Raw genomic sequence first — 15,691 nt, 5'->3', positions numbered from 1 at the left:
ATGGATGCGATTCGTCCCCATCCAACATTTGTAGTTTTAGGTGATAGCGCAGCATTTGGTACTGGAGATGAAGTAAGTACTGGGAAGTTTCGTGGTTGGGCAGGCTTTATTGCTGAAGCATTTCAAGATGGTTGTGATTACTTTAATTTTTCAAGGCCCGGTGCTAAATCAACTGAAGTCTTAGAAAAACAACTACCAAAAGCGCTACGAGAGAAACCAGATATTTGCGCGGTGATAGTTGGAGGCAATGACATGCTTCGTAATGGCTTTGATCCAGTTTTGCTATATAACAATCTGCGAAACTGCTGTCAGCAATTATTAGCAATGGGTAGTGAGGTAATTATGGTTGAACTACATGACCCAAATAAATTACTTAAATTACCTGTTCTTATGCGAAGAGTATTAAATCGAAGAGTTACTGCTGTTAATGCGGTTTATCGAAAAGTAGCGGCGGAGTTTGAAATAATTACCGTTAAAACTAGAGCAATTAATGATGTGCATAATTTAGGAAATTGGCATATTGATCGGATGCACCCAGGCCCTGCTGGTCATTTTATGTTAGCCCGCAATATCGCCGATCAACTACGCCGCCGTGGTTGGGCTATCTCAATGCCATATCAATTATCAATTACTAGAAAGAGTAGGGCGGAAAAAGTTAAGTGGATGCTGCGCAATGGCACACCCTGGTTTTTAAAGCGAAGTGTTGACCTTCTGCCGGCTGCGATTATTTTAATGTTCTTTGAGTTTGCCCGCGTACTTCTTGAAAAGATTTCACCAGCTAGAAAATCAGCTGAATTATCTTTTTTATCAAAGATTGAATCTGATCCGGTAAAACTTGAAATATTAAAGGCTAGCTAAAAACTTACTTAGTTTTAAAGCTCGCAGACAAGGTCACATTAACCGTCTTCTCTATCGTTGAAACATCATAGATACCACCGGCTGCTCGATCTAGTGAGTTCTTAGTTGTTACCTGAGTTGGTCCACCTGAAACAGATACTAGTGCGCCAACTTTTCCACCCACCGCTTCAGTAATCGCAGTTGCTCGCTCCTTGGCATCCTTCATGGCTGAAGCTAATAACTTAGCTCGCATTTTATCTAAGGTTGAAAGGTAATAAGCAGGACCGTAGTTACCAACATTTACTCCGGTTGCAAGAAGTGTGCCGATGTTATTACTTAATTTAGCTACAAGTTGCACATCTTTAGTTCTAACAGTTACAGAGCGATATGCCTGATAAGACAAGATTCGCCCAGTCTGATTACCATTTACATACTCCATAATGGCGTTGCTATTAATAGGGCCAAGTTCAATCTGATCTTCAGTGATACCACCAGTTAATAAGTACTTCTTTAATGCACTAGCACTTGCATCGATTGTGCTTACCGATGCAGCTAAGGTTTTTTGTGACTCATTTAAATTAAGTGTCCATACTGCATTATCTGCAGTGGCGTTCTCAGAAGCAGTTCCTGTAACGGTAATGGCATTTCCTGCGCGCGCTGCTAAACCGCCGCCTACTTTATAAAGACCAAGTGTTAAGCCAGAGGATAAAATTGCAGCCGCTAGTACTGATGCAGCAAATTTAATTCGATCACTTGCTTCAAAATTCATACTCTTAATCTTATCCACTTTTACTTACCGTATCTAATATTGGAGTTGCCAGTGCGAGCCGGTATGGCTCAAGTTCAAGGTCCCAACTAATACCCAGTGCGTTCTCAAGATTTGCTTGGAGTTTTTCATAACTCAAAGAGTTTTTTAAGATGCTATTAACCTGATTTTCATTTAAAACTACATCACCATTTGAAGCAAGTTGTGCCTGATGAAGTCCTAGATCCGGGGTGGCGCGGTAATAAGTTGCATCTTGAGTATTTTTATTTACTTCTCTAATTTCAAATCTGATGTAGTGCCAAGCTTTAAGAGCGGTAGCAAGTTTTGCAGCAATTGGCATGTGGTGTTTGTACTCAAGCTGCAGCGCTTTAGTAGCTGGGTTTAATGGTTGATTTTGCCAGGGCAATTTAATTACCTGCCCAAGTCCTTGCTCTATCGCCCACGTAATATGTTCTTGTAGGGCAGCTGGGGCTGAATAAATAAGTATCCGCCCAGCGTAATTAGAAGATTTACTCACTAGTACCTGCCTTCAGATCACTCGGTGTGACCTTCCCCAGCCCACCAGTGCTTATGCAGTAAGAGATTTATACATCTCTTTTCGCAATTAGCCAATAGCAGGGTAAACTTTGCACTAGTCCGACGCTTGGCAGTACCCGCTCTACGGTTTGTTGATTGGGTCTAGCTGTATAAGAAGAAAGACCGGCGCTTGTTAAATTTACTAGCGTCCAACATAACCAAAGGAAAAAAGCTAAATGGCAACAGGTACAGTTAAGTGGTTCAACTCTGAAAAGGGTTTCGGTTTCATTGCAGTTGATGGTGGCGGACAAGATGTTTTCGTTCACTACTCAGCAATCCAAGGAAACGGTTACAAATCTCTTGAAGAGGGTCAAGCAGTTACATTCGAAGTAGTCCAAGGTCCAAAAGGTCCTCAGGCTGACGCTGTAAATCCTGCTTAAATAACCATTAACCTTTCGAGCTAGTCTCGAAAAAGATTTAAGGTCTGCTAGAAATAGCAGGCCTTATTTTTTTCACCTATTTACTTTGGCTCAGCTGGAATAACTGCAGGTATTACAACCTTAGGTTTTAAATCCTTACCTACCTGCCATGCTTGTAAATACTTCCAGGGTGATGTTTTACCTTTTTCTAATCCAACACCTCTTCTTATCCACCAAACACCTTTATCAGTTGGATATGAGATTCCAAAGTGCAGATGAGGCTTTGTGCCTTTAGCACTTCCGCTAGTTCCAATCTCACCTAACTTTTCACCAGTTACAACTTTATATCCTGGCACAATATTGGCTTCAATCTTAGAAAGATGGCTGCCGTAATATCTATTTCCATCATCGCCAATTATTGAAATTGATAACCCACCACGGTCTGCGCCTTTATTTGTTTTACCACTCCACTTATCTTCTGTGTTTACCTCATCAACTACGCCAGCAATAGGTGCAACAAATGCGCAACCTTTTTTAGCGTCAATATCTGTGGCTGGATAATCATGGTGATACTTTCCATACTTAACGGTGCAGCCTGCAATTGGGAAGGTGTAGATGGGGGCGGCTGTGGCAGTTGTTAAAACCACGAACATAAAAGCTGTAGTAAGTATTGCCACCTTAATTTTCATACTTTGATTATCCAACGTGAGCATGTGAATAATGGCAATTAATACTTAGTGTTGGGTTAGATGTAAGGTATGACACTAACTCCGTAAATAGCGGGGCGGTAGCTCAGTTGGTTAGAGCCCCGGACTCATAATCCGGTCGTCGTAGGTTCGAGCCCTACCCGCCCCACGTAGTTTCAATTCATTGACTAGAATTGTTCAAATATTGAAGGTAAATAAATTTAAGGGGTTTGAGTGTCTGAAAGTGTAAAAGAAATTAATGTCGGCTTACTTGCATACGGGGCAATCGGTGATGAACACAGTCGGGCAATTACTGCAGTTAATGGCCTAAGACTTACCGCGGTAGCTGACACAAATCCAGATAGGTTATCGGCTGCAAAAGATTTGGCGCCAGATATAACAACATTTACTGATTCCTTACAGATGTTAGATTCTGGATTAATTCAGCTGGTAGTCATCTCAACTCCCCCAAATAGTCATTACCTGTGGGCAAAAGAATCTTTAAATCGGGGTCTTAATGTGATCCTAGAAAAACCAATGGCGCTTTCAGTTGAGCATTGTGATGAGTTAATGGCGCTGGCTGCTTCAAAAAATCTTCTTCTAGTTGTCTATCAAAATCGGCGCTTTGATGCCGATTTCATAACAATAAAAAAATTAATTGATGAAGGAGTTATCGGTGAAGTCTTCTCCTATGAGAGTTTTGTTGGCGGATACTCCAAACCATGTTCATACTGGCATTCAGATGCGCAAGTCTCTGGTGGTGCTATTTTTGATTGGGGTAGCCACTTTATCGATCAGATTCTGGCAATAATTCCAAGTGAAGTAGATACAGTGAGTGCAATTAATCAGAAGCGTGTTTGGAAGCATGTTACAAATGCTGATCATGCAGATGTTTTAATCACATTTTCAAATGGTGCTCGGGCATCATTTACTAATTCAGATCTTGCGGCGGCGCGTAAACCTAAATTTTATATTCTAGGAACAACCGGTGCGATAACTGGTAATTGGGACCCAGCAGCTGCTTCAGCACCAGCTGATTTACCGGCAATCCTTACGGTGCATCGATCAGACGGAACTGATGAAGTAATACCAAACTCACCAGCTACTCCTTATTCATTTCACCAAAGCGTGGTTGCATATCTAAATCATAAAACTCCAATGAATGTAACAACTCGTCAATCTCGTGATGTAGTTGCAATAATGCAAGCAGCGGAAGAGTCTGCGCTATCTAATGGTCGTTCGGTAATACCTTTACTGATTAAATGAACACCACTCGTTGGGGATTAATTGGTGCAGGCTGGATTGCAACCAAAGCAATCGCGCCAGCGATGCATGCACAACCTAACGCGATAGTTCAAGGGGTAGCTAGTAGTGATCTCAAACGTGCACAACTGCTTAACCCAATTACTATTCACAATAGTTATGAAGCACTGATAAATGATCCATTAGTTGATGCGGTTTATATCAGCCTTCCTAATCACTTACATTGTGAGTGGAGTATTAAGGCTCTTAACGCCGGCAAACATGTTTTGTGTGAAAAACCATTTGCGATGAACGTTGCAGAGGTTGAATCCATGGCCCGCGCAGCACGTGATAATGATCGATTACTAGTTGAGGCAGTTAGTGCCATGTGGCATCCAAGGATGAAGCGGGTAGTTGATTACGTAAAAGCTGGAAATATTGGCGAACTAGTTTCTATTGATTCATCATTTACTTTCCCTGCCTCTCTTGAAGGAAATTCTCGACTCTCACCAGCCATGGGAGGGGGTGCACTTTTTGATGTCGGTATTTATCCACTCCATGCGATCACAGCTCTAATCGGTGATGATGCAAATACAGTAATTAAAAGTTGTGATGTAAAAATTGGACCTACGGGAATTGATCTGACAAGTAGATGGACGATGAGCATTAATGATTTGATCACCGCTTCTGGCTTGGCTTCATTTGAAATGCCCGAGAACCAAAGTTTGATCATCCGTGGTGAGAAGAGCTCTGCCGAACTTATTGGGACACAAGCATTTACCTCATGGCACTCTGCAAGTAGCTTGCGATTAGGTGAGCAAGTTGAAGAGTTTGAAGCGGTGGACCCATACATGCTGATGATTGAAAATTTTGGTAAAAAAATTCACGATCAAGTGAGTTGGGTTCTCCCACTAGAAACATCACTATCGGTTCAGAAAATGCTCGGCCAACTTCAAAGCTCTCACTAGTTAGCCAGCGTGCCCTAGAAACTCATAATCTAATCCTCATAGCTGGCAGCCCTACCCGCCCCACCATGAAAGTTTGAATTCACTGTAGTAATAAAGAGTAATTAAAGATATCTTTACCGCATGAGCAAAGTATTTTTATTCGTAGAAGTAAATGTTAAGCCTGGAAAAATGGATGAGTTTATAAACAAAGTTAAGGCTCACGGCGCAGTTATCCGTACAGAGGCTGGGTGTGAGTTTCTTGAGGTTTACCGTAATACCCAAAAAGAAGATGTGTTAAATGTTTGGGAAATATGGAGTGATCGCCCAGCTTGGGATGCACATATGGTTAATGAAAGTAGCAAAGCCTGGCAAAAGGTTGCACCAGAGTATGTCTTTGGTGAAAGCATTACTGTAATGAAAAACTTGGATTAATAAGGTTAGTAACGCTAGGTAGTAATGGGTAGAAAACTAGTAGCAGGTGTTGACTCCTCAACCCAATCAGTCAAAGTAGTAATAAGAGATGCCGATACTGGTGATTTAGTACGAGAAGGTAAAGCTGCCCACCCAGAAGGCACTGAGGTAAATCCAGCAGAGTGGATGAGTGCGCTTAAAAAAGCTTTTGAAGCAGCAGGTGGCTTATCAGATGTTGCAGCAATTTCAATTGGCGCACAACAACATGGCTTTATTGCACTAGATGAAAAAGGTAATGTAATTCGAAATGCCTTACTTTGGAATGATCTGCGCTCAGCTAATGCGGCCTCTGAATTAAATACTGAATTTGGTGGTGCTGAGAAAACTGCAAAGGCGGTTGGTTCCTTACTTGTTGCATCCTTTACAGTTTCAAAGCTGAGGTGGATGGTTGATAATGAAAAAGAAAATGCAAAAAAACTAGCAGCTATAGCACTGCCCCATGATTGGATCTCATGGCAGCTGCAAGGCGGTGTTGATTTTAATAAGTTATTTACCGATAGAAGTGATGCCTCTGGTACTGGTTATTTCTCCGCCACATCAAATGAGTATCAAAGAGATTTATTAGCAATTGCACTGCGAGATAAGCGCGAGATTGCCTTACCGAAAATTGCAGCCTTTGATCAATTTGCAGCAACTACAACAGATGGAATTCCGATTGCGCCAGGTGCTGGTGATAATGCTGGCGCAGCATTTGGAGTTGGCGCTAAAAGTGGTGATTTAGTTATCTCACTCGGCACAAGTGGAACTGCTTTTTTTGTTTCAGATACGCCAACACATGATCCATCTGGTGCAGTCGCTGGCTTTGCAGATTTAACTGGCAGATTTTTGCCATTAGTTTGCACCCTAAACGCGGCCAGAGTTTTAGATACTGTTTCAAAATTACTTGGTGTTTCCCATGATGAGATTGGAAAGCTAGCACTGGCTGCAAAGCCTGGAGCTGAAGGATTAACTCTGCTTCCTTATTTTGAAGGTGAGCGCACACCAAATCGACCAAACGCGCAAGGTTTACTTGCTGGAATTAATAACCATAATTTAACAAAGGAAAATATTTCACGAGCTGCTATTGAATCTATTTTATGTGCCTTAATTGATTCATTTGATAACCTGAAATCAACGGGAGCTAAAATTGAAAGAGTTTTAGTTATTGGTGGGGCTGCAAAAAATCCAGGAGTTGGCCCAATTGCTTCTGCAATTCTTGGCAGGCAAGTTTTAACTTTTCCTCCACGTGAGTTTGTTGCAGATGGTGCGGCTAGGCAAGCTGCTTGGGCATTATTAAAAAATGTGCCAGATTGGGCAATACCTGATGTTATTTCTTACTCAGAAAAACCATCTGAATTTGTATTAGATCAACACCGCAATGTTAAAGATAAATCACTACCTTTAGATAACCTTAAAAGATAATGTAGCTCGCGCATGGTCTGATTTAACCATCTGCGCATTTTTTTCATCAGTATTTAAGGTCCAACTTTTAGCTTCTTCAATACTCATTCCATGTTTATTATGACGCTTAATTAAACGCTCATGCCGGCTCTCATCTTCTAAATGAACAAACCAACTCTGATCAAGTAGAGGCAGTACTTGGGGCCAATTACCCTGCTGCGATAAAAGAAATGTTCCTTCTGCAATTACCAGTGATGTTGTGGGATAAATAGGTATGGCGCTACCAATTGATTCATCAATATCTCGATCAAAATCTGGTGCATGAATTACTAAATCTTTCTGTCCTTTAATACGCTGCAGCAGGTTTACATAACCATCTGCGTCAAAGGTGTCCCAGGCTCCTTTTCGATCCCGCCTTTGCCAATTAATTAGCGTTGCATTAGAAAAGTGAAATCCATCCATTGGAGCAACTACAACACTTCCTGGTGTTAAGCCATTAAGAATTGCTTGGCTAATTGTTGTTTTCCCACTACCGGGGGCGCCAGCAATTCCTAGAATCTTTCGCTGCCCAGTTTCAGCTAGCGACCTCGCCTTTTCGACAAGCTCTTCTAGGCTAAAGGTTGAAACCATTACTAGATCTAATCAGAGTATTTTAAAAAATTATAGAGTAATAACTTAAATATTAGAACACTTAAGTGCTGGCCTGGTGGACATGAACTCTTTAATTGAAGAAAGAGTAGGTTTTCGAACCGATCCATGAGGCAAGCTGGCAACGGATGCTGCAGCGGCGCTTGCAAACTCTAAATTTTCAATAGTTTTCATTCCATTTAATAACCCGTATGCGTAAGCACCATGGAAAATATCGCCAGTGCCATTGGTATCAACTGCGTTAATTTCATAGGCGGACATATGTTTCTTAACTGAGTCACCTTTTTCGCGCAAATAACAACCTTTTGATCCTTCAGTAATTACCACTAAGTTTTTAGAATCATTCCACAAAGTATCAATTACCTCACTTATGTCATCTTTATCAGTGAGTAAGCGGGCAAAATTAAGTGGCAAAATTAAATCTGTTGAAAGAGTGATCATCTCTAAAATAATCTCTTTTTTAACAAAGAACTGCTCAGCATCTAAAATAATAGGTATCTTTAAGTCAGCACACCTTTTAATTACATCTAGTGTGCCAGGTGGGCAAATTCCAGCATCTACTAACAAAAGATCAGCTCCAGCTAAAGCCTTTGCTAGTTTTTCTTCACTAGGAAGTCCTAAGTGGTGCAGCGGGGTATCGTCATAAACAATAAAGCGCTCACCATCACCGGTTATAACTATTGTTGCCTCAGCTGGGTGTGATTTATCTGAAAAATCTACAAACTCGGTACTAACACCGTTTTCTTTAAAGTCATCTAGTGCTGATTTCCATTTCACTTCACCACTCATCGTGCCGATGTAGGCCGCTTTAACTCCAAGTGCTGCGACTGCAACTAATGAGTTTCTAACATTGCCGCCAAAGCGAAATTCACGCCTTACTATCTTGCCTTTTTCATCTTTCCATTTTGCATTAGTAGCTAAAATTTGGTCAAAAGCTATACAACCTAATCCAATAATCATTACTTAAAGTAATTTACTTACTCATCTGCCGACAGGCCTGCAGCTTTAAGTGCATCCTGGGCATTTAACCCATCGTGAATTACTGTGTAATAAGCACGTGATGCTTTTGAAACATCTTTAGCACCCCAAGCGTTTCGACCAACTACCGCACCTTTTGCGCCAGCATCGAGGGCGTCCCTTGTACTAGCCAGCGCCGCACCTAGTGTTGGCTCCTTTGGTCCACCTGCAATAACAATTGGCACTGGACAAGATTCAACAATTTGGGCAAATGCTTTCTTATCTCCTGGGTAACCAACCTTAATTACATCAACGCCAGTTTCAATACCGCATCTAACTGCCCAGGCAATTTCATCTGGTGTGAAAGTAATTTCACCATCTTTATTCTTTGAATAATCTCGTGGATAGATATGAGCAATGATTGGAATATTAAATTCATTTGCCTCGCGAACTGAATCAGTTAGCCACTTTAAATACTTACCCTCAGTTTTACCTCTTACTGGAATTGCAACAGCGAGCGCGTCAGCGCCAAGTCTGATTGCATCAAGCGGTGTGGCAATTAATTCAGAGATTCGATCATCAACAGTGAAGCAACCACCTTGCACAATTAATGCTGCCTTACCTGCATATGGGACCCATAAGTTTTTAGCAGTTCCTGCTTGAATTGTTACTGAGTCAGGCTTTCCCGCCATTGTTGCTGCCAGTGCTTTTGGTAGAGAAGCTAAGCCGCCAGAGACTGCGTTGCCGTAACCAACAAAGTGGTCCACCGCTACGCCGAATAAATTAGTAGAAGGGTTTGAGAAGATCCGCTTAAGCCTTACCTGGCGACCAATACTCATTATCTTCCCATCCCTGGATTCTTAATTACTGAACTATAGAGCAAAGGAAAATCTGCCCTTATGCGCTATTTATTTAAAGTTTGGGGGTAGATGGCTGGGGCAAGGGTATAGACCTGTATTAAAGGTATTTGAATATAACATTTGCGTAATTTTCAGCATTTAACATCAAATTTGTTGCCTAAATTAGGGTAAAAGAGTAGACATGTCCATGCAGTTCAACCCTATAGGAGGAACAAGTATGAAGAAACTCTTCTCACGTCGCACCTTAGCTGCATTCGCAGTAATTGGTGCTTCGTCGTTAATACTAACCGCTTGCTCATCATCTTCTGATGATGCTGGTGGCGACAAGGTAGGCGTATCGCTTATCACTAAGAATGATACAAACCCATTCTTCGTCGCAATGATTGCTGGAGCAAAAGCTAAGGCAGCCGAACTTGGCGTAGACCTAAGCGTTGCATCCGGAAAAGATGAGACTGATGATGCTGCACAGATTGCTGCAATTGAAAACGCAATCTCAAAGAAGGATGCTGGTATTTTAATTACACCTATTTCAGGTGGAGTTTATGCTGCAATTACTAAGGCTCGCGAAGCTGGTCTATATGTAATCGCACTTGATACACCAACAGATCCTGCAGACATTGTTGACATTACTTTTGCAACAGACAACTGCAAAGCTGGCGAGTTAATCGGTCAGTGGGCAGCTGCAAAGATGGGCGGAAAGAAAGCTATTATCGCTCTTCTAGATATTTTCAATGACAAGAACGTACCAACAGATTACTGCCGTGATAATGGTTTCTTAAAGGGCATGGGAATTCCACTAGGAGATCCTAAGAAGCTTGCTGATGAGCCAAAGACTGGTAAGTACACAGGTGGTAAGGGCGGTTCATACCAGATCGTTGGTAACGTAGCTACTCTTGGCGCTGAAGATGGTGGACGTACTGGCATGGAGCAATTACTTGCTAAGAATCCAAACATCAACCTTGTTTACACTCTAAATGAGCCAGCTGCTGCTGGTGCATTCGCTGCGCTTAAGGCTGCAGGAAAAGAGAAGGGTGTAGTTATCGTCTCTGTAGACGGTGGCCGCGCAGGTGTTGAGAATGTTAAGGCTGGCGTTATTGGTGCTACTTCACAACAGTATCCACTATTAATGGCTGACCTTGGCGTACAAGCAATCTATGACATCATCAAGACTGGCACAAAGCCTTCTACAACTGATGGTCTAGATTTCTTTGATACCGGAGTTAAGTTGATTACTGATGACCCACAAGAGGGAGTTCCATCAGAGTCAGTTCAATACGGTCTAGATAACGCCTGGGGTTAAACCCAGATCTATTAGTTAAAACTAATAGTTAAGAAGTAAGTGGGGCGGCTGATAAATTCAGCCGCCCCACTATTTACAATTTGACCTACAGTTAATAAACTACAAAAAAGTAGCGAGAGGGAAAATAGTGAGTAAAGAGAACACGGCGATAGATGCAGCTGAAACATTTAAAGATCGTGCAACAACTAAACAAAAGGTGCAAACTACACTACATAACTATCCCTGGTTAAGCTCAGCAGCAGTATTAATTGCTGCAGTATTCGTATTTAATTTTGGTAATGAGAATTTTTTAACTACTAACAACCTTTCCCTTATCCTGCAACAGACTGCGGTAATTGGCGCAATTGCAGCAGGTCAGACTCTAATTATTTTAACCGCGGGTATTGATTTATCCTGTGGCGCTATTGCAATTTTTGCTTCGATGGTAATGGCAAAGACTGCCTTCGTTAATGGCTGGCCAGGCTGGGCAGCATTCCTATTAGGAATTGCAGTTGGAACTGGTGCTGGTGCATTTAATGGTTGGTTAATTACCAAGGTCGACTTGCCACCATTTATCGTAACTCTGGGAACATTTAACGTCTTTTCTGCCTTAACTCTTTTCTACGCAACTGGTCGAACAATTATGGATAAAGAGCTATCGCCAATGTTCCTCTACCTAGGTGAGCCGATCACCTTATTTAGTAACTTTAGAATTACTTACGGAGTATTACTCGTAATCTTTATGTATATTATTTTGGCTTTCGCACTTCGATATACAGCTTGGGGCCGCCACGTTTATGCAGTTGGCGATGATATTGAAGCTGCTCGATTAGCTGGTATTCAGGTAAAGCGTGTACTTATGAGCGTTTATGTTAGCGCTGGATTTATTTTTGCAATCACCTCTTGGATCATTATCGGACGCGTAGGAGCTGCAAGCCCTAACTCCGGTTCAAACTTGAACCTAGATTCAATCACAGCGGTTGTAATCGGTGGAACAAGCTTGTTTGGTGGACGGGGTGCGATATTTGGTTCATTAATCGGAGCGGTAATCGTTGGTGTATTTAGAAATGGACTTACTCTTGCTGGAGTAGATCTTTACTACCAAACATTTGCCGTCGGATTATTAATCATCACAGCTGTTTCAATCGATCAATGGATTAGAAAGGCAAGAGTATGAGTAAATCAAAGTCGCCAGTACTTGAAGCAAAAAGTCTGGTTAAAACCTATGGTCGCGTAATCGCAATTGATGGTGCGGATTTACAACTTTTCCCTGGTGAGATTTTAGCTGTAGTTGGAGATAACGGAGCTGGTAAATCAACGATGATTAAGTGTCTATCCGGAGCTGAGTTACCAGATGGCGGAACTATGGAGATAGATGGAAAACCGATAACTTTTCGTCGCCAGAAAGATAGTAGAGATGCAGGTATTGAAACTGTTTATCAAACTTTAGCCGTTTCACCCGCACTTGATATTGCAGCAAATCTTTACCTGGGCCGTGAGGTTCGCAAAAAAGGACCACTTGGATCAATATTTAGAATGCTAGATAACCCAGGCATGAAGAAAAGTTCTAAGGAGCATATGGCAGCTCTAGGTATTGGAACTATTCAAAATATGGGGCAAGCGGTTGAAACTTTATCTGGTGGTCAGCGCCAAGCAGTTTCAGTTGCACGTGCGGCTGCTTTTGGGCAAAAGGTTATTATTTTAGATGAACCTACCGCAGCACTCGGTGTTAAAGAATCAGGGCAAGTATTAAAGATGATTCTAAACCTTCGCGAAAAAGGTTTATCGGTTATTTTAATTAGCCACAATATGCCGCAGGTATTTGAAATCGCAGACCGTATTCACATTCAACGTCTTGGTAAGCGAGTAGCGGTAGTTACTCCTAAGACCCACACGATGAATGAGGTTGTAGCTGTGATGACTGGTGCAACAAAGGTTGATCCTAAAGATCAAACCCTAGGACCAGTTAACTAAAGAACTTCTAGAAGTTTTTTACGCATTACCTCTGGATCAACATCTTCCCCAGTCCAGAACTTAATTCCTAGTACGGCCTGGTTGATAACCATGCCCAAGCCATCAACGATTTGGCATCCTTTTGCCTTGGCATCCTTTAAAAGGTTGGTCATTGGCGGGTTAACAATTACATCTGCTACAACTAAGTCTGCCCTAAATGAATCTGGATTAATATTAATTCGGGCGTCAATATCTGGTGACATTCCAATTGAGGTTGCATTTACCAGTATTTGAACGTGATCAGGTACTTCAAATTTAGTGCTCCAATCTTTAAATTCAGACTTACACTTAGTTTTATTATTAATTAGATCTACTAAGTCTTTACCTTTATTTTGATCACGATTTACAACAGTAATTCTGCTGGCATTCTCTAGTGCTAACTCAACTGCTATTGCTCTAGCTGCCCCACCTGCTCCTAAAATGGCAATACTTTTACCTGCTGGATCAATAATTGATTTAAGAGATTTTAGAAAACCCTTACCATCAGTATTTTCTCCAATATATTTACCATCCCTTAATACAACACAATTTACGGCGCCCATTAATTTTGCTGATTCACCAAGACCATCTAAGAATTTAATTACCTCAACTTTGTGAGGAAGGGAACAATTAAACCCCACCCAGTTCATCGCTCTAGCACCCTTAACTGCTGCCTCTAAATCTTTTGGCAAAACCTCACAATTTAAATATCTAAAATCAAGTCCGTGGTGCTTATATGCAGCCTCCACCATTGCAACAGTTGGATTTGCAGCAGATGGAGTTGAAAAGCTGCCGGTAATTTTGCTTAGAAAATTCATTTAGCAATCATAGGTAAAATCAGTTGATTATGGAAGTGACTAACTGAGATGACGCTATTGGCAACTACTGCCATATCTGATTAAATTGCGCATTACTACTAAGGAGTGAAAAACTTGAGCAATCCTGATCTAGAAAGTGATGTAGTAATTGTCGGTTCCGGTATGGGTGGTGGAACGACTGCATACGCACTTGCTAAAAAAGGTGTGAACGTATTGGTTTTAGAGCGCGGTGAAAGATTGCCTAGTGAGAAACAGAATTGGGATCCAAAAGAGGTATTTTTAAATAAACGATATAAATCAAAAGAAGTATGGGTAGATAGCAAGGGTAAAAAATTTGAGGCTGGTGTTCATTTTTATGTAGGTGGTAATACGAAAATGTATGGAGCATCCCTACCTCGCCTTCGTGAGAAAGATTTTGAGGAGCTACAACATTTAGAAGGCAAATCTCCTGCATGGCCATTTACTTATTGGGATATTGAACCCTTTTATGTTGAAGCTGAAAAAATGTATAAGGTGCATAACAATGTTGGCGAGAATCCAACTGAACCACCTAGAAGTGAACCATTCCCCTATCCCGCACTTCCGCATGATCCATACATATCTGCATTAGCTACACGACTTAAAAAAGCTGGAGTAACACCGCACTCTAATTCGATGGGTATTGATTATGGTGATGATGGAAAATGTATTGTGTGTAGAACATGTGATGGATTTGCTTGCCGTGTTGGCGCAAAGAGTGATGCAGAGATAAATGCAATAAATCCAGCCCTACTTACTGGAAAAGTAAAACTACAAACCTCAGCAGAAGTAATTAAAATTGAACTAACCGATGATGGTAAAAGAGTTGATTATTTGCTGGTTAAGGGTCCAAATGGTGAATATAAGGTTCGCGGAAAGAAGTTCGTGCTCTCATGTGGTGCTGTATTAACTTCAGCCCTACTTCTTAGATCCAAATCAGTGAAAGCACCAAATGGAGTGGCAAATTCTTCAGATATGGTGGGGCGTAATTTTATGATGCATGTTAATACTCATATTGCTGCCTTTGATTTCAAACGTAAAAATAATGTGACTTTTCAAAAGACTTTATCCTTTTCAGATTGGTATTTTGATGGCGGAAAAGGCTATCCACTTGGAATTATCCAGTTAATTGGTAAAGTTCAAGGAATTATGATGAAAAGTTATGCTACAAAAGTACCACTACCAATTCTTAACTATATTGCGAACCGAAGTGTTGAATTTCTTGTGATGAATGAGGATCTACCTAGTAAAGAAAATAGAGTTACAATTGATGAAAAGAATCAGGTGAAAATTACCCGCAAACCAGTTGGTATGCGTACACATAAGAAACTTATGAAGAAAACCTTAAAGGTTATGAGAAAATCTGGATATCAAGCAATTTTTAAACAACCATTTGATTTATCAATGAATGCCCACCAATGCGGTACAACCGTTTCTGGAAATGATCCAAAAAAATCAGTTGTAGATCAGTACTGTAAAACTCATGACGTCGAAAATTTGTATTTAATTGATGGTGGTTTTTTCCCATCATCTGCTTCGGTAAATCCAGCATTAACTATTGCCGCCCAAGCCTTACGGGTTGTAGCTAAGTCAGATTTAGCCAAATAATGAATCCGCTAAATAATTATAGATTTGCTGCCTATGCTTTATTAGCTACAGGCTTGATTAACCTTATGTATCAAACAGGTTCAGAGGGAAATCTTTCTAAAAGCTCAGTTTTAATCTTTATTGGCGCAGTAATCCTTGGATTAACCTTTATTCCTAAAATTTCTAATATCTTATTGAAAAGGGTAACTAAATTAATCTCATTAGCTGCCTTTGTAATTTTAATTGCTTATAGCTTCATCATTTAATA

The 15,691-nt window shown here is 41.0% G+C and carries 18 protein-coding genes and 1 tRNA gene; 12 read left to right on the top strand and 7 right to left on the bottom strand.

Annotated elements, in window-relative coordinates; all coding sequences use genetic code 11:
* On the top strand, window positions 1–858 hold the full coding sequence (locus B1sIIB91_RS01720) for an SGNH/GDSL hydrolase family protein (RefSeq protein WP_095687914.1): 858 nt from the start codon (window positions 1–3) through the stop codon (window positions 856–858).
* A gap of 4 nt (window positions 859–862) precedes the next feature.
* Here B1sIIB91_RS01720 and B1sIIB91_RS01715 read toward each other — a convergent pair whose 3' ends face one another.
* Window positions 863–1,606, bottom strand: a complete 744-nt coding sequence (locus tag B1sIIB91_RS01715) for an SIMPL domain-containing protein (protein ID WP_095687913.1) — start codon at window positions 1,604–1,606, stop codon at window positions 863–865.
* 10 nt (window positions 1,607–1,616) lie between these two features.
* Entirely contained in the window at window positions 1,617–2,120 is a 504-nt protein-coding gene (locus tag B1sIIB91_RS01710) for a DUF3145 family protein (RefSeq protein ID WP_095687912.1), read from the bottom strand.
* A gap of 235 nt (window positions 2,121–2,355) precedes the next feature.
* On the opposite strand from B1sIIB91_RS01710, the gene B1sIIB91_RS01705 reads away from it, so the two are divergent.
* Complete coding sequence (locus B1sIIB91_RS01705) at window positions 2,356–2,559, top strand: cold-shock protein (RefSeq protein ID WP_009612185.1); 204 nt, start codon at window positions 2,356–2,358, stop codon at window positions 2,557–2,559.
* A gap of 80 nt (window positions 2,560–2,639) precedes the next feature.
* Here the strand turns inward: B1sIIB91_RS01705 and B1sIIB91_RS01700 are convergent, their stop codons facing one another.
* Entirely contained in the window at window positions 2,640–3,227 is a 588-nt protein-coding gene (locus B1sIIB91_RS01700) for a M23 family metallopeptidase (protein WP_095687911.1), read from the bottom strand.
* 92 nt (window positions 3,228–3,319) lie between these two features.
* Here B1sIIB91_RS01700 and B1sIIB91_RS01695 point away from each other — a divergent pair.
* The 5 genes from B1sIIB91_RS01695 to xylB all read left to right on the top strand — a co-directional run bounded on the left by B1sIIB91_RS01695 (window position 3,320) and on the right by xylB (window position 7,285).
* Window positions 3,320–3,393, top strand: a tRNA-Ile gene (locus B1sIIB91_RS01695).
* 65 nt (window positions 3,394–3,458) lie between these two features.
* The gene (locus tag B1sIIB91_RS01690; protein ID WP_095687910.1) at window positions 3,459–4,490 is read left to right on the top strand and encodes a Gfo/Idh/MocA family protein; all 1,032 of its coding nucleotides are present in this window, start codon (window positions 3,459–3,461) and stop codon (window positions 4,488–4,490) included.
* Window positions 4,487–5,434 (top strand): Gfo/Idh/MocA family protein, encoded by a 948-nt coding sequence (locus tag B1sIIB91_RS01685; RefSeq protein WP_095687909.1) that lies wholly within the window; start codon window positions 4,487–4,489, stop codon window positions 5,432–5,434. The genes B1sIIB91_RS01690 and B1sIIB91_RS01685 overlap by 4 nt, the downstream gene beginning before the upstream one ends.
* A 120-nt stretch (window positions 5,435–5,554) precedes the next feature.
* Window positions 5,555–5,845, top strand: a complete 291-nt coding sequence (locus tag B1sIIB91_RS01680; RefSeq protein WP_095687908.1) for a putative quinol monooxygenase — start codon at window positions 5,555–5,557, stop codon at window positions 5,843–5,845.
* A 24-nt stretch (window positions 5,846–5,869) separates the two neighbouring features.
* Window positions 5,870–7,285 (top strand): xylulokinase, encoded by a 1,416-nt coding sequence (xylB, locus tag B1sIIB91_RS01675; RefSeq protein ID WP_095687907.1) that lies wholly within the window; start codon window positions 5,870–5,872, stop codon window positions 7,283–7,285.
* Here the strand turns inward: xylB and B1sIIB91_RS01670 are convergent.
* From B1sIIB91_RS01670 to B1sIIB91_RS01660, 3 genes are read right to left on the bottom strand one after another with little or no spacing between them, the layout of a single operon-like run.
* Window positions 7,265–7,894, bottom strand: a complete 630-nt coding sequence (locus B1sIIB91_RS01670) for a nucleoside/nucleotide kinase family protein (protein WP_095687906.1) — start codon at window positions 7,892–7,894, stop codon at window positions 7,265–7,267. The two genes, xylB and B1sIIB91_RS01670, sit on opposite strands and share 21 nt — an antisense overlap.
* A gap of 45 nt (window positions 7,895–7,939) precedes the next feature.
* On the bottom strand, window positions 7,940–8,872 hold the full coding sequence (locus B1sIIB91_RS01665; protein ID WP_095687905.1) for a PfkB family carbohydrate kinase: 933 nt from the start codon (window positions 8,870–8,872) through the stop codon (window positions 7,940–7,942).
* A 17-nt stretch (window positions 8,873–8,889) separates the two neighbouring features.
* Window positions 8,890–9,708, bottom strand: coding sequence for a beta/alpha barrel domain-containing protein (locus B1sIIB91_RS01660; protein WP_095687904.1), 819 nt, complete (start codon window positions 9,706–9,708; stop codon window positions 8,890–8,892).
* Window positions 9,709–9,946: 238 nt separating this feature from the next.
* Here B1sIIB91_RS01660 and B1sIIB91_RS01655 point away from each other — a divergent pair, with 238 nt between their 5' ends.
* The 3 genes from B1sIIB91_RS01655 to B1sIIB91_RS01645 all read left to right on the top strand — a co-directional run bounded on the left by B1sIIB91_RS01655 (window position 9,947) and on the right by B1sIIB91_RS01645 (window position 12,982).
* On the top strand, window positions 9,947–11,029 hold the full coding sequence (locus B1sIIB91_RS01655) for a substrate-binding domain-containing protein (protein WP_095687903.1): 1,083 nt from the start codon (window positions 9,947–9,949) through the stop codon (window positions 11,027–11,029).
* Between the two features lie 127 nt (window positions 11,030–11,156).
* Window positions 11,157–12,185, top strand: coding sequence for an ABC transporter permease (locus B1sIIB91_RS01650; RefSeq protein WP_095687902.1), 1,029 nt, complete (start codon window positions 11,157–11,159; stop codon window positions 12,183–12,185).
* Window positions 12,182–12,982, top strand: coding sequence for an ATP-binding cassette domain-containing protein (locus B1sIIB91_RS01645; protein ID WP_095687901.1), 801 nt, complete (start codon window positions 12,182–12,184; stop codon window positions 12,980–12,982). The genes B1sIIB91_RS01650 and B1sIIB91_RS01645 overlap by 4 nt, the downstream gene beginning before the upstream one ends.
* Here the strand turns inward: B1sIIB91_RS01645 and aroE are convergent.
* The gene (gene aroE / locus B1sIIB91_RS01640; RefSeq protein ID WP_095687900.1) at window positions 12,979–13,818 is read right to left on the bottom strand and encodes a shikimate dehydrogenase; all 840 of its coding nucleotides are present in this window, start codon (window positions 13,816–13,818) and stop codon (window positions 12,979–12,981) included. The genes B1sIIB91_RS01645 and aroE overlap by 4 nt on opposite strands.
* A 114-nt stretch (window positions 13,819–13,932) precedes the next feature.
* Between aroE and B1sIIB91_RS01635 the strand changes: the two genes are divergently transcribed.
* Window positions 13,933–15,444, top strand: coding sequence for an FAD-dependent oxidoreductase (locus B1sIIB91_RS01635; RefSeq protein WP_095687899.1), 1,512 nt, complete (start codon window positions 13,933–13,935; stop codon window positions 15,442–15,444).
* Window positions 15,444–15,689, top strand: coding sequence for a hypothetical protein (locus B1sIIB91_RS01630; RefSeq protein WP_095687898.1), 246 nt, complete (start codon window positions 15,444–15,446; stop codon window positions 15,687–15,689). The genes B1sIIB91_RS01635 and B1sIIB91_RS01630 overlap by 1 nt, the downstream gene beginning before the upstream one ends.
* Window positions 15,690–15,691 lie beyond the last annotated feature (2 nt).

The organism is Candidatus Nanopelagicus abundans, from assembly GCF_002288305.1.
Lineage (GTDB): Bacteria > Actinomycetota > Actinomycetes > Nanopelagicales > Nanopelagicaceae > Nanopelagicus > Nanopelagicus abundans.
The sequence above is the reverse complement of the archived record's forward strand: the minus strand, read 5'-3'. Positions and strand labels throughout refer to the sequence as shown.